Here is an 18,367-nt window from a genome sequence, read left to right as displayed (position 1 = left end):
ATCCGCCGGCCGGACTGCTCGACCCGGTGCGGGCCGACGAGCGGGACGGGGCCGATGAGCGGGGCGGGACCGCCGACGCGGCCGAGGGGGTGTCGTGAGCGCGCCCGCCTGGACCGCCCGGGTGCTGACGCTGTTCCCGGAGATGTTCCCGGGGCCGCTCGGCCATTCGCTTGCCGGCAAGGCGCTGGCGGCCGGCCTGTGGTCGCTGGAGGCGGTGGACATCCGCTATTTCGCGACCGACCGGCACCGCTCCGTGGACGATGCCGCCTTCGGCGGCGGCCCGGGGCTGGTGATGCGGCCGGACGTGATCGACGCCGCCCTCTCCGCGGTCATGGGCGTGACCGGCCCGGAGCGCGAGCGGCCGGCGGACGAGGCGCTGATCTATCTCTCGCCGCGCGGCCGGCCGCTGACCCAGGCCCGGGTCCGCGAACTGGCGGCGGCACGGCGGGTGACGCTGCTCTGCGGCCGCTACGAGGGCGTCGACCAGCGCGTTCTCGACGCCTGGTCGGTCGAGGAGATCAGCGTCGGCGACTATGTGCTGTCCGGTGGCGAGCCGGCGGCCATCGTCCTCATCGACGCCTGCGTCCGGCTGCTGCCGGGCGTGATGGGCGACGCGGAGACGCTGGCCGAGGAGAGTTTCGAGGGGGGGCTGCTCGAATACCCCCACTACACGCGTCCCCAGGAGTGGCGGGGGCGCAAGGTGCCCGAGGTCCTGGCCTCGGGCCATCACGAGAATATCCGCGCCTGGCGGCGGGCGCAGTCGGAGGCGGCGACACGCGAGCGTCGTCCCGACCTGTGGGCCCGCCGGCAGGCGCCGTCGGCAGTGAAGGAAGGAAAGTCGCGATGAACGTGCTTCAGAAGTTCGAGGCCGAGCAGGTCGAAAAGCTGCTGGCAGAGCGCGGGGTGCCGGAGTTCGGCCCCGGCGACACGCTGCGGGTCAGCGTCAAGGTCGTGGAGGGCGAGCGCGAGCGCGTCCAGGCGTTCGAGGGCGTGTGCATCGCCCGCAAGAATGCCGGGATCAACTCGAGCTTCACGGTCCGCAAGATCTCCTACGGCGAGGGCGTGGAGCGCATCTTCCCGCTCTATTCGCCGCGCATCACGGCGATCGACGTCGTCCGCCGCGGCGACGTGCGCCGTGCCAAGCTCTATTATCTCCGCGGTCGCACCGGCAAGGCCGCGCGCATCGCCGAGAAGAGCCAGCCGATGGGCGAGGCCGCCGCCGCCAAGAAGTCCGCCAACAAGCAGTAGGGCCGGGCGCCCCCGGGGGACCTGCAATCCCGAAGGGGGCCGAACCCGCGCCGGAGAAAGCCCGAGGATCGCTCCTGCCATGGCCAAGCCGCGCACGCTCTTCGACAAGATCTGGGACAGCCACGTCGTCGATCGCCAGGAGGACGGCACCTGCGTCCTCTACGTCGATCGCCACCTCGTGCACGAGGTCACCAGCCCGCAGGCCTTCGAGGGCCTGCGCATGGCCGGCCGCAAGGTGCGGCGCCCGGACGCCACGCTCGCCGTCGCCGACCACAACATCCCGACCCTCAACCGCAAGGCCGGCATCGACGATCCGGAATCGCGCCTGCAGGTGGAGACGCTGGAGAAGAACGTGGCCGCCTTCGGGGTGCCGTACTTCCCGGTCGAGGACGTGCGCCAGGGAATCGTCCACATCATCGGGCCGGAGCAGGGCTTCACCCTGCCGGGCACGACGATCGTCTGCGGCGACAGCCACACCTCGACCCACGGTGCCTTCGGCGCGCTCGCCTTCGGCATCGGCACGTCCGAGGTCGAGCATGTGCTCGCCACCCAGACGCTGATCCAGCGGCCGGCGAAGAACATGCTGGTGGCGGTCGACGGCGAGCTGCCGTTCGGGGTGACGGCGAAGGACCTCGTGCTGGCGATCATCGGGCGCATCGGCACGGCGGGCGGCACCGGGCACGTCATCGAGTATGCCGGCAAGGCGATCCGCGACCTCTCGATGGAGGGGCGGATGACCGTCTGCAACATGACGATCGAGGGCGGCGCGCGGGCCGGCCTGATCGCGCCGGACGAGACCACCTTCGCCTACCTCGCCGGCCGGCCGATGGCGCCCAAGGGCGCCGCCTGGGAGCAGGCCGTCGCCTACTGGCGGACGCTGCCCACCGATCCGGGCGCCGTCTACGACAAGGAAGTGCGGATCGACGCCGCGGCCATCGCGCCGCAGGTCACCTGGGGCACCAGCCCCGAGGACGTGCTGCCGATCACCGCGCGGGTCCCGAACCCGGCGGAGATCGCCGACGAGGCGAAGCGCGCGGCGATGGAGCGGGCGCTCGCCTACATGGGCCTGACGCCGGGAATGCCGCTGACCGAGGTGCCGGTGCAGAAGGTCTTCATCGGCTCGTGCACCAACGGCCGGATCGAGGACCTCCGTGCCGCCGCCGCCGTCGCCAAGGGGCGTCGGGTGGCCGCCGGCGTCCACGCCCTGATCGTCCCGGGCTCGGGTCTGGTGAAGGAGCAGGCGGAGGCCGAGGGGCTGGACCGCGTGTTCCAGGAGGCCGGGTTCGACTGGCGCGAGCCGGGCTGCTCGATGTGCCTCGCCATGAACGCCGACAAGCTGCAGCCGGGCGAGCGCTGCGCCTCGACCTCGAACCGCAACTTCGAGGGCCGGCAGGGTCGCGGCGGGCGCACCCACCTGGTGAGCCCGGCGATGGCCGCCGCCGCCGCCGTCAGCGGCCGCCTGGCCGACGTCCGCGAACTCGCGGCCTGAGTTTCGACGGGAGGAACGGACGATGCAGAAGTTCACCCAGCTCACCGGCGTCGCGGCGCCGCTGCCGATGATCAACATCGACACCGACAAGATCATCCCCAAGCAGTTCCTGAAGACGATCGAGCGCAAGGGCCTCGGCAAGGGCCTCTTCGACGAGCTGCGGCGGCGCCCGGACGGCTCCGAGATCGCGGAATTCGTGCTGAACCAGCCGCAGTACCGGAACGCCGAGATCCTGATCGCCGGCGACAATTTCGGCTGCGGATCGAGCCGCGAGCACGCGCCCTGGGCGCTGCTCGACTTCGGCATCCGCTGCATCATCGCGCCCAGCTTCGCCGACATCTTCTACAACAACAGCTTCAAGAACGGGATCCTGCCGATCGCCCTGCCGCAGGCGGTGGTCGACCAGCTCATGGAGGACGCCCGCAAGGGCGCGAACGCCAAGATCGCCATCGATCTCGAGGCGCAGACGATCACCCGGCCGGACGGCGAGGTCATCCATTTCGACCTCGACCCGTTCCGCAAGCACTGCCTCCTCAACGGGCTCGACGACATCGGCCTGACGATGGAGAAGGGCGAGCGGATCGATTCCTACGAGAGCCGTCAGCGGGCGAGCCAGCCCTGGCTGCAGCCCGCGGCCCGCTGATCCCGGCATTCTTCCCCGGGGGGGGCGCCGCACCGGCGGCCCCCCGCCCTTCCTGCCCCTGCCTTCCGCTCGCGATCTGACGAGGACGCCCATGGCTGCCAACAAGAAGATTCTCGTTCTCCCCGGTGACGGCATCGGCCCCGAGGTGATGGGCCAGGTGCGCCGCGTCGTCGATTGGTTCGCCAAGCATCGCGCGGTCGGCTTCGACCTCCAGGAGGGGCTGTGCGGCGGTGCCGCGCTGGACAAGCACGGCACGCCGCTGACCGACGAGACGATGGCCGACGCCATGGACGCCGACGCCGTCCTGTTCGGGTCGGTCGGCGGCCCGAAATGGGACGACCTGCCGTTCGAGAAGAAGCCCGAGCGCGGCCTCTTGCGGCTGCGCAAGGAGATGGACCTCTTCGCCAACCTGCGGCCGGCGGTGGTCTTCGACCCGCTGGTCGGCGCCTCGTCGCTGAAGCCGGAGATCGTCCAGGGGCTCGACCTGCTCATCATCCGCGAGCTGACGGGCGGGGTCTATTTCGGCGAGCCGCGCGGCATCGAGACGCTGCCCGACGGCACCAAGCGGGGCTTCGACACCCAGGTCTACACCACGCCCGAGATCGAGCGCGTCGCCGACGTCGCCTTCGACCTCGCGCGCAAGCGGCGCAACAAGGTGACGTCGGTCGAGAAGGCCAACGTCATGCATTCGGGCGTGCTCTGGCGGCAGACGGTGACGGCGCTGCATGCGGCGAAGCACCCGGACGTCGAGCTCGGCCACATGTACGCCGACAACTGCGCCATGCAGCTCGTGCGCTGGCCCAAGCAGTTCGACGTCATCGTCACCGACAACCTCTTCGGCGACATGCTGTCGGACTGCGCGGCGATGCTGACCGGCTCGCTCGGCATGCTGCCCTCGGCCTCGCTCGGCGCCACCGACGCGACCGGCCGGCGCCGCGCGCTCTACGAGCCGGTCCACGGCTCGGCGCCCGACATCGCCGGCAAGGGCATCGCCAACCCGCTCGCCGAGCTGATGAGCTACTCGATGATGCTGCGCTACTCGTTCGACCTGGCCGCGGACGCCGACCTCGTCGACCAGGCGATCAGCCGGGTGCTGGCCGAGGGCAAGCGCACGGCCGACATCGCCGAGGCTGGCTCGACCAAGGTCTCGACCAGCCAGATGGGCGACGCGATCCTCGACGCGCTCGACCGTCTCGGCCGCTGATCCGGCGGGCGCCCGCCTTCCCTCAGGGGGCGGGCGCCAGGTTCACGAAATAGGGACGGCAGCCGGCATCGTCGCCGCTGCCGCGGCAAAAGCCGAGCGCCGCCTCGACCGCGGCCGCGGTCGAATCGCGCCCGGTGGACCAGCCGAACCGGCCCGAGGGCGAGGCGGCGAAGGCCTTTTCTCCCGGCCCGGCGAGGTAGCGGTCGAAGGCGGCGCGATGACGGTCTCCGGCCGCCGGCAGGCCGTCCGGCCGCAGCGCATCGGGCGACCATGTCGGCAGGCCGAGGCGGCGCAGGAAGGCATCGACCAGCGGCCACCAGCGTTCCGGGGCGCGGCCATAGAGCGTGTGCCCGTCGCTCCCGAAGGGCGGCAGCAGGTGGAACTCGGCCGCGCCGCCGGCGGCGGCATAGGCCGCATGCATGGCGCGCGACAGGTCGGGGCCGAAGAAGAGGTCGTTCTCGGCATAGATCCAGAGGGCGGGCGCGCGCGCCGTGCGCCCGTATTCGGCGAAGGCCGCCACCAACCGGTCCGGCCGGCAGACGTCGTTCGGTCCGCGCGAGCCGCGGCCGCCGGCGAAGCTGACGACGCCGACCAGTCCCGGCGGCGCGTCGGCCGCGAGCGCCGTCGCCGCGAAGCCGCCGGCGGAGACGCCGACCAGCAGCAGCCGTCCCGGATCGGCCCAGTCCTGCCGCGCGAGCCAGCGCGCCGCCTCGCGCAGGTCGACCGCCGCGGCGCGGCCGGCCGCGGCATAGGCGCGATCCTCGCACGGGCCGGCCGCCTCGACGAAGGCGCCGCCCGAGGCGCCGTAGCCGCGGCGCAGCACCGACAGCGCGACCCAGCCGCGCCGGGCGAAGTCGCGCGCCTGCCGGGCGGCGCCCTCGGCCCGCATCGTCACCCGCTCGGCCGGGTCCCGCGGGGCGCCGTGGGTCAGCACCACCATCGGGAAGCGCCCGGCCCGGTCCGGCCGGGCGAGATAGCCGGAGAGGGCCAGGGCCGGCGCACCGGCCTCGGGCTCGATCGCGACCTGGACCGGGCCCTCGATCAGCCCGTCGAACCGCGCCTGGGCGGCGGCCGGCACGGCCGCCGGGAGAACCAGCAGCAGCGCGGCGAGGAGGCAGCGGGCCGCCGCCGGGAGGCCCGTCCGGCGCCGCCCCTGGTCAGCCACCGGCGGCCGTCCGCGTCGTCACCGCCATGCGCTCGAGCACGAGGTCGGCGACCAGGCGGTAGCCGATCTCGGCGAAATGGGCGCCGTCGTCGGCCCGCAGCCGGCGCGGCCCGCGTCCGGTGTCCGGCAGATAGGCCATGTAGCTGCCGTCCGGCCCCTCGACCGCCTGGGCGATCGGCACCCATCGCTCGTTGCGCGCCGCCACCCGCTCCTCCTGCAGACGGCTGATCGTGCGCATGCCGCGATTGTTGGTCTCGTCGCGCAGGGCCGGCAGCGCCACCCAGTAGAGCGGAATGCCGGCCGTCTTGACGACGTCGATCAGTTCGTCGATGCGCTGCGCATAGATCCGGACCCAGTCCGGGCTGGCGAACTCATGGCGGCGATGGGTCTCGGGATCGACGATCGAGCGGAAATCGTTGAGGCCCATCCACATGACGACGGCATCCGGGCGGCGTTCGGTCACCACCGTCTGCAGCTTGGTGCGCCAGTCGAGATCGTGATAGCGGGTGAAGCCGGTCGACTGCACCCCGGCCGAGAGCACGGTCATCCGGCCGATCTGGCGGGCGCGCATGGCGAGCGAACTGCCCAGTCCCTGGGCCAGCGAATCGCCGATGACGGCGATCCGCATTGGCCGTTCCGCGTCGGCGGCCGCCGGGCGAGCGGCGGCGCCGAAGGACGCGCAAAGGGCGAGGGCGGACCACAGGAGGGCCCGCCGGCGGCTGACGATCATCGCTCCTCGCAATTTCGGCTGGACACCGGAACCCGTCCGCAAGAATACCACCGGCCATGATCGGATCGAAGGTCCCCGCGCCGGCCGTCCGCACCGCCCTGGCGGCGATGGCGGTCCTCGTCGGCCTCGGCGGATGCGGGTCGGGGCGGTCGGCCCCGATCCAGGCGCCGGCCGCGCCCGCGACCGCCGGCATGCCGGGCCCCTGCGGCAGCAGCCGGCCGGACCCGCTCCGCGTCGAGCCCCCGGGTGCCGCCCGGCCGGCGGTCGAGCGGCCGATGGCGAGCCGGGGGCAGCCGCTGGCACCCTTCCACGAGGCGCTGGCCCGGCTCGATCGCCGGGAGGCGGCCGAGCCGGTCGCGATCGTCATCCTCGGCGACAGCCACATGGCCGCCAACTACTTCTCCGGCCGGCTGCGCGAGCGCCTGCAGGCGCGCTTCGGCTCCGCCGGGCCGGGCGCCATGCCGGGGCGGCCGACCCAACGGGCCTACCGCAACCCGCTGGCCGAGGTCCAGCAGACCGGAAGCTGGACCGGCGTCAACAGCCTGCGCGCCACGACGCCGGGTCCGTTCGGCCTCAGCCTCTACCGCCTGCGGGCCGACGAGCCGGGGGCGGCCCTGGTCGCGACGGCCAGCGAGCCCGCCGGCTTCGAGCGCCTGACCGCCGGCTTCGTGCGCACGCCGGGCGGCGGCGGCATCCGCGTGCTGGCCGACGACTGCCCGCTCGGCACCGTCGCGACCGGCGGCGAGGGCGGCGTCGCCGGGCTGGTGGCCGACCTGCCGCGCGGCACCACGCGGGTCGCCATCGAGGCGACGGACGGCCCGGCCGAGCTGATCGGCTGGCGGCTGGTGCGGCGGCGCGGCCTCGTCGTCGACAGCCACGGCGTCAACGGCGCCCAGCTCTCGATGCTGGCGAACCTCGACCCGGAGCTCGTCGCCGCCGAGCTGCGCCAGCGCGATCCGGCGCTCGTCATCCTCGCCTTCGGCACCAACGAGGCCTTCTCGCCGGATCTGCCCGAAAGCCGCTTCCGCGCCGTCATCGACGAGCGCGTGGCGGCGCTGCGCCGGGCGGTTCCGCGGGCGGCGATCCTGCTCGTCGGGCCGCCCGATTCCGCGATCTCGAGCCGCACCGCGCCGCTGCGCGGCCGGCGCCCGGCCGGTTGCCGCTGGAAGGAGCCGCCCAACCTCGCCATGGTCAAGACGGTGCTGCGACAAGAGGCGACCCGCCTCGGCGTCGCCTACTGGGACTGGTCGCGGCTGACCCGCGGGCCGTGCGGCGTCGATGCCATGACCCGCGCCAACCCGCCGCTCGCCCAGGCCGATCGCGTCCATTTCACGGCCGAGGGCTATGCCGCCGCCGCCGACCAGCTCGCCCGCTTCCTGATCGACGGCTACGCGCGCCGCCGCAAGGTATCCTGACCCGGGCTCCGCGGCCGGCCGCCGCCCCATGCTGTTCCCGACCGTCCAGTTCCTGGTCTTCTTCTGCGTCGTCTTCGCCGCCCACTGGTCGCTGGCGGACCGGCCGCGCCTCGACAAGACGATGCTCCTGCTGGCGAGCTGGTTCTTCTATGCCAGCTGGCACCCGTCCTTCCTGGCGCTGCTGATCGGCAGCGCGGCCAATTCCTGGCTCGCCGGGTTCCTGCTCGACCGCCTGCCGCAGGGCACCAGGGCGCGCCGGGCGGTGACCGCCGCCTCGGTCGGCCTGCACCTGCTGACGCTGGGGGTCTTCAAGTACTACGGCTTCTTCGGTCCCGAACTGCTGGCGCTGGGCGCCCGCCTCGGCCTTGCCCTGCCGCTGCCGCTGCTGGAGATCGTGCTGCCGGTCGGCATCTCCTTCTTCACCTTCCAGGGCATCTCCTACGTCGTCGACGTCGCCCGCGGCGACGCGCGGGCCGCCCGCGATCCGCTCGACGTCTTCCTCTACATCGCCTTCTTCCCGCATCTCGTCGCCGGGCCGATCGTGCGGGCAGCGCATTTCCTGCCCCAGCTCGCGGCCCCGCCCCGGGCCGACCGGGTGCCGCTGGTGATGGCGGGGCTGCTGATCCTGGGCGGGCTCTTCAAGAAGACGGTGATCGCCAACGGGCTGGCGACCGGCCTCGTCGACCCGGTCTTCGCCGATCCCGCCGCCCACGGCGCGCTCGACCTGTGGCTCGCCACCTACGGCTACGCGGTCCAGATCTACTGCGACTTCTCGGCCTATTCCGACATCGCGATCGGCGTCGCGGCGCTGCTCGGGTTCCATTTCCCGCGCAACTTCGACCAGCCCTACCGCGCCCGCTCGCTGGCGGAGTTCTGGCGGCGCTGGCACATCTCGCTGTCGAGCTTCCTGCGCGACTATCTCTACCGGCCGCTCGGCGGCAACCGCCGCGGCCCGCGCCGGACCATGGCCAATCTGCTGCTCGTCATGCTGCTGGGCGGTCTCTGGCACGGCGCCGCCTGGACCTTCGTGCTCTGGGGCCTGCTGCACGGGCTGGCGCTGGCGGTCGAGCGGGCCGCCGGCTGGAAGGGCGCCGCCGGCTGGCGCGGCCTCCTGGCGGCGATCCTCGTCTTCCACCTCGTCTGCGCCGGCTGGATCCTCTTCCGCAGCCCCGACGCCGCGATGGCGGGGGAGGTCTTTGCAGGTCTCTTCCTGGGCGCGGGCGAGGTCGGGACGCGGGCGACCGGCTGGACGGTCGGGCTGATCCTGCTCGGCCTCGCCCTCCACTGGCTGCCGGCGGGTTGGCTCGGCCGGGTCGAGGCGGCGTTCCGCACCTGGCCGGCCTGGGCCTTCGGCCTGCTCGCCGGGGCGGCCCTGGTCGCGATCGACGCGATCGGGCCGGACGGCGTCGCCCCCTTCATCTATTTCCAGTTCTGACGGGAGACGGTCCCGATGCGGCAGCCCTGGCTCGACGGCGGCGAACCCGCCCCCGGCGCCCCGCCCGATCTCTTCACCCGCAAGACCGCGGTGGTGCCGGCGCGGCGGGCCGGGGCGGCGCTGGCGCTGGCGGTGCTGGTGCTGGTCGCAGGAACGACCGCGGAACAGGCCCGCGCGGTCCTCGACCTGCCGCTCTGGCCCGGCACCGACCAGCTGATCGGGCTGGTCGACGCGCTCGACGGCGCCGCCCGCGCCGTCGGTCTCGACCAGCCGCACGCGGCGCTGCGGGCGCTCGCCCGGCGGCTGGAGGGCGCCGGCGACTACTGAGCCGGCCGGTACCCCTCCCAGCCGGCGCGGCGCAGTTCGCAGGCAGGACAGGTGCCGCAGCCATAGCCCCATGCGTGGCGATGCGTCCGGTCGCCGAGATAGCAGGTCACCGTCTCCTCGCGGATCAGGTCGACCAGCGCCGCCCCGCCCAGCGCCTCGGCCAGCGCCCAGGTCGCGGCCTTGTCGCGCCACATCAGCGGCGTGTGGATGGTGACCCGCCGGTCGAGCCCGAGGGTCAGCGCCACCTGCAGCGCCTTCAGCGTGTCGTCGCGGCAGTCGGGATAGCCCGAATAGTCGGTCTCGCACATGCCGCCGACGAGGTGGCGGATGCCGCGGCGGTAGGCGAGGGCGGCGGCGTAGGTGAAGAAGAGCAGGTTGCGGCCGGGCACGAAGGTGCTGGGCAGGCCGGCGGCCGTCATCGTGATCTCGGCGTCGCGGGTCAGCGCCGTTTCGCTGATCCGGCCCAGGGTCGAGAGGTCGAGCAGGTGGTCGGGGCCGAGCCGCTCCGCCCATTGCGGCCGGACGCGCGCCATGCCGTCGCGCAGGCGGGGGCGGCAGTCGAGCTCGACGCGATGGCGCTGGCCGTAGTCGAAGCCCAGCGTCTCGACCCGGCCGAAACGGTCGAGCGCCCAGGCGAGGCAGGTGGCGGAATCCTGTCCGCCGGAGAGCAGGACGAGGGCTGGTTCGTCGGCGTGCGACATCGGGAGCACCCGGGCTGGCGAGGGAAGGTCCAGGTCCGTCGATAGCACGGGACGGGCCATGCTTGCTCGCGGACGCGCCGCCCTCTAGTTTGCCCGCCGCCCGCGCCGGCTCGCGATTGGGGCGTAGCCAAGTGGTAAGGCAGCGGATTTTGATTCCGCCATTCCCAGGTTCGAATCCTGGCGCCCCAGCCAGCGCGACAGCCACTGAACCGGACGTTACCCTGCGGCGACGTAGCCGCGTGGCACGACGCGCCCGTCGTGCCGCGTCGCGAGGGAAGGGGGCTCGGCGATGGAATGGATCGCGATCGGGATCGCAGCCGCGGTCGTGCTGTGGCTGGTCATCGTCTACAACCGGCTGGTCGCCCTGCGCCAGACGACCAACCAGGCCTGGGCCGACGTCGACGTGCAGCTGAAGCAGCGGCACGACCTGGTGCCCAACCTGGTCGAGACGGTGAAGGGCTATGCCGGGCACGAGCGCCAGACGCTGGCCGAAGTCGTGGCCGCCCGCAATGCCGCGGCGGCGGCCCATGGCCCGGACGAGGCCGGCCGCGCCGAGGCGGCGCTGTCGGGGGCGCTGGGCCGGCTCTTCGCGCTCGCCGAAGCCTATCCCGAGCTGAAGGCCGCGGCGAACTTCCTCGAGCTCCAGCGCGACCTGTCCGATCTCGAGAACCGGATCGCGGCGGCCCGCCGCTTCTTCAACAACGCCGTCTCGGAGTTCAACGCCGCCATCGAGCAGGTGCCGGCGGTGCTCTTCGCGGGCGCGCTCGGCTTCCGCGCCCGTGGGTTCTTCGAGCTCGGCGCCGACGAGCGCCAGGTCGTCGAGGCGCCGCCGCGCGTCGCCTTCTGAACCCGGCGGCCGGGACGTCCGCCACCATGATGGCCGCCGTCGGCCTCAAGACGCATCTCTGGAACAACGGGCTGCGCTCGCTGCTGCTGCTCGCCGGCTTCCCCCTCCTGCTGCTGCTCGTCGCCTACGCGGTGGCGCTGCTGCTGGCCGCGGGCGAGGCCGGGAGCATCGGCGAGGGCCTCGCGGACGCGGCCCGCCGGCTGCCGCTGTTGGCGGCCCTGTCGGCGGCGGCGGCGCTCGCCTGGTTCGCGGTCGCCTGGTTCTGGAACGTCCGGCTGGTCGGCGCCATGACCGGTGCCCGCATGGTCGACCGCCGCGCCGCCCCGGAGCTGCACGCGGCTCTGGAGACGCTCTGCATCTCCCGCGGCCTGCCGACGCCGCGCCTCGGCATCATCGAGACCGCGGCACGCAACGCCTATGCCGCCGGGGTGAGGCCGGGCCAGTACACCATCGTCGTCACCCGCGGCCTGCTGGACGCGCTGGAGCCGGCGGAGGTCGAGGCGGTGCTGGCGCACGAGCTCAGCCACATCCGCCATGGCGACGTGCGGATGCTGATGGTGGCGACGGTCTTCGTCGGCATCCTGTCGCTGCTGGCCGACCTGATCGGGCGCGGCGGACGGTATGTCCGGATCGGCGGCGGCGGCCGGCGCGCGGGCGGCGAGCGCAAGGGCAATGCCGGCGCCGCCTTGGTCCTGGTGCTGGTCGCGGTCGCCTGCATCGTGCTGGCGCGAGTGCTGGCCGTCGCCGTCCGCCTCGCCCTCTCCCGCGCCCGCGAGTTCATGGCGGACGCCGGCGCGGTCGAGCTGACGCACAACCCCGACGCCCTGATCGCCGCCCTGCGCAAGATCGAGGGACGCTCGGCCATGCCCGGGGTGCCGGCCGACCTGCATGCCCTGCTGATCGACGATCCGCCGCGCCCCGGCGTCTTCGCCCGCCTGACGGCGACCCATCCGAGCGTGGCCGACCGCATCGCCGCCCTGGTCGCCTTCGCCGGCGGTCGCGACCCCGGCCCGATGGCGGCGGAGCCGCCCGACGGCTCCGGTTCCGCCGGTCGTGATGCGGCAATGGTTCCCGGGTTACGATAGCGCCATGTCCGATGGCCGGCCGCCCGATTCCGACGACGCTCCGCCCGATCGCGACCAGGTGACGGTCGAGCTCAGCGCCGCCATTGTCGCGGCGACGCCCGCCGGCCCGACGGTGCTGGTGCTGTGTGGCGGCGGCGGCGAGGCCCCGGGGCTGCCGTCCGGCCCGCTCGAGGCCGCCCATCGCACGCTGGAGGCCGGCCTGCGCGCCTGGGTCGCCGAGCAGACGCGCCAGAGCCTCGGCCATGTCGAGCAGCTCTACACCTTCGGCGACCGTGACCGGGCGGCTGCCGCCGGCGCGCGGGCGCTGTCGATCGGCTATCTCGCGCTGGTCCGCGAGGCCCGGCCCGCCGGCAGCGCCGACGCCGCCTGGGAGAACTGGTATCGCTGGTTCCCCTGGGAGGACCGGCGTGCCGGCCGCCCGGCCCTGGTCGACCGGCTGGAGGCGCGGCTGCTGGCCTGGGCGGAGGATGCCGCCGGCGTCGGCGAGCGCCAGGCGCGGCGGGACCGGCTCGCCGCGACCTTCGGCATCGGCGCCGACGGCTGGATCGAGGACCGGGTGCTCGAACGCTACGAACTGCTCTACGAGGCGGGGCTCGTCGCCGAGGCCGGCGGCGCCGCCCGGTCGGGCGTCGGCGAGCCGATGCGGGCCGACCATCGCCGCATCCTCGCGACCGCCATCGGCCGCCTGCGCGGCAAGATCAAGTACCGGCCGATCGTCTTCGAACTGATGCCACCCACCTTCACCTTCCTCCAGCTCCAGCAGACGGTCGAGGGACTGGCCGGCATCCGCCTGCACAAGCCGAACTTCCGCCGTCTCGTCGAGCAGCAGGGACTGGTCGAGGAGACCGGCGAGGTCACGGGGGAGACCGGCGGCCGACCCGCCCGCCTGCTGCGCTTCCGGCCGGACGTGCTGCTGGAGCGCCCGGCGCCCGGCCTGCGCCTGCCCCGCCCGCGGACGTCGGCCGCCTGACCGGGGTTGACAGCCTTATACTCAGCAATAGAATAAGCCTCATAAATACTCATATCGAGTATAAGGAGGACGCGATGCGGGTGGCCGAACGGGTTTCCGACGGGGCGCGGCTCGACGCCGCCCGCCGCCGCCTCGACGGGATCATTCCGGCGGCGGAGTGGCACGAGGTGGCCGAGGACATCGACGCCATCCTGCGCCTGAAGCGCCGGCGCAATGCCGTGATCCTCGCCCACAACTACCAGACGCCGGACATCTACCACGGCGTCGCCGACATCGTCGGCGACTCGCTGGCGCTGGCGCGCGAGGCGGCGCGGACCGAGGCGGAGGTCATCGTCCTCTGCGGCGTCCACTTCATGGCCGAGACGGCGAAGCTCCTCAATCCCGACCGGACGGTGCTGATCCCCGACCCGGCGGCCGGCTGCTCGCTCGCCGATTCGATCACCGCCGCCGACGTCCGCCTGCTGCGCGAACGCCATCCCGGCGTGCCGGTCGCGGTCTATGTCAACACCTCGGCGGCAGTGAAGGCGGAGGCGGACATCTGCTGCACGTCCGGGAACGCGCAGCGGGTGGTGGAATCGCTGCCGGGCGACGCCGTGCTCTTCCTGCCCGACGAGTATCTCGCCGCCTGGGTCGCCGGCCGCACGACCAAGCGGATCATTTCCTGGCACGGCCACTGCGAGGTGCATGAGCGCTTCAGCGCCGCCGACATCGCCCGCGTCCGCCGCGCCCATGGCGGGATCGAGGTGATCGCCCATCCCGAGTGCCCGCCGGACGTGCTGGCGGCGGCGGACTTCGTCGGCTCGACCCAGCAGATGACGGACTGGGTGCGCGCGCGGCGGCCGCCTCGGGTGCTGCTGCTGACCGAGTGTTCGATGAGCGACAATGTCGCGGCCGAGGTGCCGGAGGTCGAACTGGTGCGCGCCTGCAACCTCTGCCCGCACATGAAGCGCATCGACCTCGGCAATGTCCGCCGGGCGCTGGAGACGATGACGCATCGGGTCGAGGTCGACCCGGCGATCGCCGATCGCGCGCGGCGTGCGGTCGAGCGCATGCTGGCGGTGCGCTGATGTCCGCCCGTCCGATCGTCGAGCCGCTGCCCGACCTGCTGGTCGAACCGATCGTGCGCGCGGCGCTGATCGAGGACCTGGGCCGCGCCGGGGACATCACGACGATGGCGGTGGTGCCGGCCGGCGCGCGCTTCCGCGGCGCCGTCGTCGCCCGCCAGCCGGGGGTCGTCGCCGGGACCGCGACCACCGCCATCGCCTTCCGTCTCGTCGATCCCGCGGTCCGGGTCGCGGTCGAGCGCCCGGACGGCGCCGCCGTCGCGCCCGGCGACGCGGTGCTGCGCCTCGACGGGCCGGCCCGCGCCGTCCTCACCGCCGAGCGGGTGGCGCTCAACTTCCTCTGCCACCTCTCCGGCATCGCGACGGCGACGGCCGGCCTCGTCGCCGCCGCGCGTCCGCACCCGGCGCGCATCACCTGCACCCGCAAGACGACGCCCGGCCTGCGCGCGCTGGAGAAGCACGCGGTGCGGGCCGGCGGCGGCGTCAGTCACCGCTTCGGCCTCGACGACGGGGTGCTCGTCAAGGACAACCACATCGCCGTCGCCGGCGGCGTCGCCGAGGCGGTGCGCCGCGCCCGCCGCGCCGTCGGCCACATGGTCAAGGTCGAGGTCGAGGTCGACGACCTCGACCAGCTCGCCGAAGCGATGGCGGAAGAACCCGATGCCGTGCTGCTCGACAACATGCCGCCGGGCATCCTGCGCCGCGCCGTCGCCGTCGTCGCCGGCCGCGCCGTCACCGAGGCGTCGGGCCGCGTCACCGCCGCCACCGTCGGCGCCATCGCCGCCACCGGGGTCGACATCGTCTCCGCCGGCTGGATCACCCACAGCGCCCCCGCGCTCGACCTCGGACTGGATGCGGAGTAGGGGGCAGCCCCGGGAGGGTTGATGGAGGGTGGGCAACTGGGGCTATCCTGGCGGCCGGTTCTCCCCTCGCCCCGATCTCCCACTGAAGGCCGCCATGATTCTCGCACGCCCCTCGTCTGCCCGAGACGGCTCTGCCAGCCCGCGCATCGCCATCCTCGGCATCCATCACGAGGGCAGCCGCTTCGCGCCGCCGCTGACCGAGGCCGACACCAGGGAATGGGGCCGGCTCGACGGCGAGGCCCTGATGGCCGACGCCACCTCCGCCAAGCCGCGCTCGATGGGCGGGCTCTGGGGCTTCGTCCGGGCGATGAACGTGACGGGGCCATGGACGCCGGTGCCGATCACCTATCTCGATTGCGGCGCGGCCGGCGCCATCGAGCATGGCTGGTACGTCCGCGTGCGCGAGCACATGCGCCAGGCCCTGATGGCGGCGCTGCCGGTCGACGGCGTCTACTTCCCCCAGCACGGCGCCTCGATCACGACCGAGGAGCTCGACCCCGACGGCGAGCTCTTCCAGATGGCCCGCGACATCGTCGGTCCCGGCGTGCCGATCGTCGCCACGCTCGACCTCCATGCCAACGTCTCCGACCGGATGGTGCAGGCGACCGACCTCCTCGTCGCCTACCGCACCAACCCGCACACCGACCAGTCGGCGCGCGGCCGCGAGGCCGCCGTCGCCATGCGCGAACTGCTGGCGGGGCTGAAGACGGAGCACCACTTCATCCGCCTGCCGCTGATGGCGCCGCAGGTCTCCCAGCTGACCGCCGCCGGCCCCTATGCCGAGATCATCGCCTACGGCCAGACCAAGGTCGACGAAACGGTGATGAACGTCTCCATCCTGGGCGGTTTCACCTATGGCGACACGCCCGACCAGGGCATGGCCTTCATCGTCACCACCCGCGGCGACGGCGCCCGCGCGCGCGAGGTCTGCAAGGAACTGGCGGGGCGCGTCTGGGCCGGTCGCGAGCGCTTCCTGCCGAAGCTGACGAGCCTCGACGAGTGCGTGCGCCTGGCGGTCGAGACCGGCCGCGATCGCGGGCGCCGGCCGATCTGCATCGCCGACGTCGCCGACAACCCGGGCGGCGGCGCCCGCGGCAACACCACCTGGCTCCTGGAGGCGCTCTACGCCTCCGGCGCGGAGGGGGTGGTGCTCGGCGTCTTCACCGACCCGCCGCTGGCGGCCGAGGCGCACCGGCTGGGGATGGGCGCCAGCTTCGACGCCTTCTTCAACCGGGCGGAGACGGAGCCGCGCTCGCGCCCCTTCACCGCCCGCGCGACGGTGGTCGGCCTGTCGGACGGCGTCTTCGCCGGTGCCGTCGACGGCAGCGCCGCCGGCACCATGGTCGATCTCGGGCCGACGGCGGCGCTGCAGGTCGGCAACGTCACCGTCGTCGTCATCACCCGCCGGCAACAGTGCCTCGATCCGGGCTATTTCGAGCATGTCGGCGTGCCGGTGGCGACCGCGCGCACCGTTGTCGTCAAGTCGCGCGGCCACTTCCGCGCCGGCTTCCTGCGCCACTTCCAGCCCGACCAGGTGATCGAGGCGGACGTGCCCGGCCTGACCTCGCCGCGGCTGGAGAATTTCGACTTCCGGAGCGTCCGCCGGCCGATCTACCCGCTCGACATGGATGCCGAGTGGACGCCGCCCAACTGACCGCCGGCCAACTGACCGCCGCCCAACTGACCGTCGCCTGCCGACCGACCCTGCCGAAGGACCCGTCATGACCGCCCCCCGCATCGCCGTGCTCGGCCTGCATCACGAAGGCAACCGCTGGGCGCCCGTCGTCCGCCGCGCCGACCTCCGCATCACCTCGGGCGCCGCGCTCGTCGACGACGCGCGCGCCCAGCACCCGCGCGTCACCGGCGGCACCGTCGGCTTCGTCCGCGGCATGGACGAGAGCGGGCCGTGGACGCCGGTGCCGATCGTGCTGGCCGATGCCGGCGCCGCCGGTCCGCTGGATCACGCCCTGTATCTCGAGCTGAAGGAGGAGATGCGCCGCGGGCTGGAGGCGGCGATGCCGCTCGACGGGGTCTATTTCGCCGAGCACGGCGCCTCGATCTCGACCGGCAGCCACGATCCGGACGGCGAGCTCTACGCCATGGCGCGCGCGATCGTCGGCCCGTCGGTGCCGATCGTCACCATCCTCGACCTCCACGCCATGGTCTCGGACGAGATGGTCGAGACGACCGACTACATCTCGGCCTACCTCACCAACCCGCATGTCGACCAGGTCGCGCGCGGCCGCGAATGCGCCAAGGCGATGCGCGACCTGCTCGCCGGCATGAGGACGGCCAAGGCCTTCATCCGCCTGCCGCTGATGGCCCCGCAGGTGACCCAGCTGACGGCCTCCGGCCCCTACGGCGAGATCATCGACTACGGCCAGACCAAGCTCGACGGAACCGTCCTCAACGTCTCGATCCTGGGCGGCTTCACCTATGGCGACACGCCCTACAACGGCATGGCCTTCATCGTCACGACCCGGGACGACGCCGCCCGCGCCCGCAGCCTGTGCCGCGAACTGGCGGAGCGGACCTGGGCCCAGCGCCACCGCTTCGTGCCGCGCCTGACGTCGCTCGACGATTGCGTGAAGGGCGCGCTCGCCCGGGCGGCGGACCCGGCGCTGCCGGCCGCCGTGATCGCCGACGTCGCCGACAACCCGGGCGGCGGCGGCCGCGGCAACACGCTGTGGCTGCTGAAGGCGCTCCATGCGGCGAAGGCGGAGGGGGTCGTCCTCGGCCACCTCTTCGACGCACCGCTCGCCGCCGAGGCGCACCGGCTCGGCGTCGGCGCCGCCTTCGAGGCGCAGTTCAACCGTGCCGAGGACGATCCGCGCTCCGAGCGGCTGACGCTGCCGGCGACCGTGGTCGGCCTCTCGGACGGGGTCTTCGTCGGCCAGGAGGGCGGCTCGCGCGCCGGCATGACGGTCGATCTCGGGCCGACGGCGGTGCTGCGGGTCGGCACCGTCACGGTCGCCGTCATCAGCAAGCGCCAGCAGACGATCGACCCCGGCTATTTCGAGAATCTCGGCGTGTCGGTGACCGGCGCGCGCACGGTCGTCGTCAAGTCGCGCGGCCATTTCCGCGCCGGCTTCTCGAAATATTTCCGTCCCGAGCAGGTCATCGAGGCCGACGTGCCCGGCCTGACCTCGCCCAATCTCGGCAATTTCGAGTTCCGCAACGT

General features: G+C 73.1%; 18 protein-coding genes and 1 tRNA gene. 16 read left to right on the top strand and 3 right to left on the bottom strand.

Annotation, left to right across the window (positions count from 1 at the left end):
• Positions 1 to 94: 94 nt before the first annotated feature.
• From trmD to leuB, 5 genes are all read left to right on the top strand, one after another.
• Positions 95 to 847 carry a tRNA (guanosine(37)-N1)-methyltransferase TrmD gene (trmD, locus tag ACE3Q3_RS15595; protein ID WP_374447631.1) on the top strand — a complete coding sequence of 251 codons (753 nt, stop codon included), beginning with the start codon at positions 95 to 97 and terminating at the stop codon, positions 845 to 847.
• Entirely contained in the window at positions 844 to 1,248 is a 405-nt protein-coding gene (gene rplS, locus ACE3Q3_RS15590; protein ID WP_374447629.1) for a 50S ribosomal protein L19, read from the top strand. The genes trmD and rplS overlap by 4 nt, the downstream gene beginning before the upstream one ends.
• A 79-nt stretch (positions 1,249 to 1,327) precedes the next feature.
• A complete protein-coding gene (gene leuC / locus ACE3Q3_RS15585) occupies positions 1,328 to 2,737 on the top strand; it encodes a 3-isopropylmalate dehydratase large subunit (protein WP_374447627.1) in 1,410 nt (469 codons plus the stop codon).
• Positions 2,738 to 2,759: 22 nt separating this feature from the next.
• Positions 2,760 to 3,380, top strand: coding sequence for a 3-isopropylmalate dehydratase small subunit (gene leuD / locus ACE3Q3_RS15580; RefSeq protein ID WP_374447625.1), 621 nt, complete (start codon positions 2,760 to 2,762; stop codon positions 3,378 to 3,380).
• 91 nt (positions 3,381 to 3,471) lie between these two features.
• Complete coding sequence (gene leuB, locus ACE3Q3_RS15575; RefSeq protein WP_374447623.1) at positions 3,472 to 4,584, top strand: 3-isopropylmalate dehydrogenase; 1,113 nt, start codon at positions 3,472 to 3,474, stop codon at positions 4,582 to 4,584.
• A gap of 22 nt (positions 4,585 to 4,606) precedes the next feature.
• Here leuB and ACE3Q3_RS15570 read toward each other — a convergent pair whose 3' ends face one another.
• The gene (locus ACE3Q3_RS15570; protein ID WP_374447621.1) at positions 4,607 to 5,749 is read right to left on the bottom strand and encodes an alpha/beta hydrolase family protein; all 1,143 of its coding nucleotides are present in this window, start codon (positions 5,747 to 5,749) and stop codon (positions 4,607 to 4,609) included.
• A complete protein-coding gene (locus tag ACE3Q3_RS15565; RefSeq protein ID WP_374447619.1) occupies positions 5,742 to 6,479 on the bottom strand; it encodes a DUF459 domain-containing protein in 738 nt (245 codons plus the stop codon). The genes ACE3Q3_RS15570 and ACE3Q3_RS15565 overlap by 8 nt, the downstream gene beginning before the upstream one ends.
• A 56-nt stretch (positions 6,480 to 6,535) precedes the next feature.
• Here ACE3Q3_RS15565 and ACE3Q3_RS15560 point away from each other — a divergent pair, with 56 nt between their 5' ends.
• Genes ACE3Q3_RS15560 through ACE3Q3_RS15550 form a run of 3 tightly spaced genes read left to right on the top strand, consistent with a single transcriptional unit; the run spans position 6,536 to position 9,656 of the window.
• Positions 6,536 to 7,894 carry a GDSL-type esterase/lipase family protein gene (locus ACE3Q3_RS15560; protein WP_374447618.1) on the top strand — a complete coding sequence of 453 codons (1,359 nt, stop codon included), beginning with the start codon at positions 6,536 to 6,538 and terminating at the stop codon, positions 7,892 to 7,894.
• A gap of 28 nt (positions 7,895 to 7,922) precedes the next feature.
• Positions 7,923 to 9,329, top strand: coding sequence for an MBOAT family protein (locus ACE3Q3_RS15555; protein WP_374447616.1), 1,407 nt, complete (start codon positions 7,923 to 7,925; stop codon positions 9,327 to 9,329).
• Positions 9,330 to 9,344: 15 nt separating this feature from the next.
• Positions 9,345 to 9,656, top strand: coding sequence for a hypothetical protein (locus tag ACE3Q3_RS15550; protein ID WP_374447615.1), 312 nt, complete (start codon positions 9,345 to 9,347; stop codon positions 9,654 to 9,656).
• On the opposite strand, the gene queC is transcribed toward ACE3Q3_RS15550, so the two are convergent.
• Positions 9,650 to 10,357 carry a 7-cyano-7-deazaguanine synthase QueC gene (queC, locus tag ACE3Q3_RS15545; RefSeq protein ID WP_374447612.1) on the bottom strand — a complete coding sequence of 236 codons (708 nt, stop codon included), beginning with the start codon at positions 10,355 to 10,357 and terminating at the stop codon, positions 9,650 to 9,652. The genes ACE3Q3_RS15550 and queC overlap by 7 nt on opposite strands.
• 117 nt (positions 10,358 to 10,474) lie before the next feature.
• Here queC and ACE3Q3_RS15540 point away from each other — a divergent pair.
• From ACE3Q3_RS15540 to ACE3Q3_RS15505, 8 genes are all read left to right on the top strand, one after another.
• Positions 10,475 to 10,549, top strand: a tRNA-Gln gene (locus ACE3Q3_RS15540).
• Positions 10,550 to 10,646: 97 nt separating this feature from the next.
• The gene (locus ACE3Q3_RS15535; protein ID WP_374447611.1) at positions 10,647 to 11,204 is read left to right on the top strand and encodes a LemA family protein; all 558 of its coding nucleotides are present in this window, start codon (positions 10,647 to 10,649) and stop codon (positions 11,202 to 11,204) included.
• A 26-nt stretch (positions 11,205 to 11,230) separates the two neighbouring features.
• Positions 11,231 to 12,289 carry a M48 family metalloprotease gene (locus tag ACE3Q3_RS15530; RefSeq protein ID WP_374447609.1) on the top strand — a complete coding sequence of 353 codons (1,059 nt, stop codon included), beginning with the start codon at positions 11,231 to 11,233 and terminating at the stop codon, positions 12,287 to 12,289.
• Positions 12,290 to 12,293: 4 nt separating this feature from the next.
• Positions 12,294 to 13,259 (top strand): hypothetical protein, encoded by a 966-nt coding sequence (locus ACE3Q3_RS15525; RefSeq protein ID WP_374447608.1) that lies wholly within the window; start codon positions 12,294 to 12,296, stop codon positions 13,257 to 13,259.
• A 74-nt stretch (positions 13,260 to 13,333) separates the two neighbouring features.
• Positions 13,334 to 14,326: a quinolinate synthase NadA gene (gene nadA, locus ACE3Q3_RS15520; protein WP_374447606.1), complete on the top strand. Its 993-nt coding sequence runs from the start codon at positions 13,334 to 13,336 to the stop codon at positions 14,324 to 14,326.
• A complete protein-coding gene (gene nadC / locus ACE3Q3_RS15515; protein ID WP_374447603.1) occupies positions 14,326 to 15,186 on the top strand; it encodes a carboxylating nicotinate-nucleotide diphosphorylase in 861 nt (286 codons plus the stop codon). Before nadA ends, nadC begins: the two co-directional genes overlap by 1 nt.
• 94 nt (positions 15,187 to 15,280) lie before the next feature.
• Positions 15,281 to 16,840: a M81 family metallopeptidase gene (locus ACE3Q3_RS15510; RefSeq protein ID WP_374447601.1), complete on the top strand. Its 1,560-nt coding sequence runs from the start codon at positions 15,281 to 15,283 to the stop codon at positions 16,838 to 16,840.
• Positions 16,841 to 16,907: 67 nt separating this feature from the next.
• Positions 16,908 to 18,367 (top strand): M81 family metallopeptidase (locus tag ACE3Q3_RS15505; RefSeq protein WP_374447599.1); only part of this gene is annotated, 1,460 nt, incomplete at its 3' end.

The sequence above is a fragment of the Allostella sp. genome (assembly GCF_041913585.1).
In the GTDB taxonomy this organism is placed as follows: Bacteria; Pseudomonadota; Alphaproteobacteria; order ATCC43930; family Allostellaceae; genus Allostella.
This window is presented reverse-complemented; position numbering and strand designations above follow the sequence as displayed.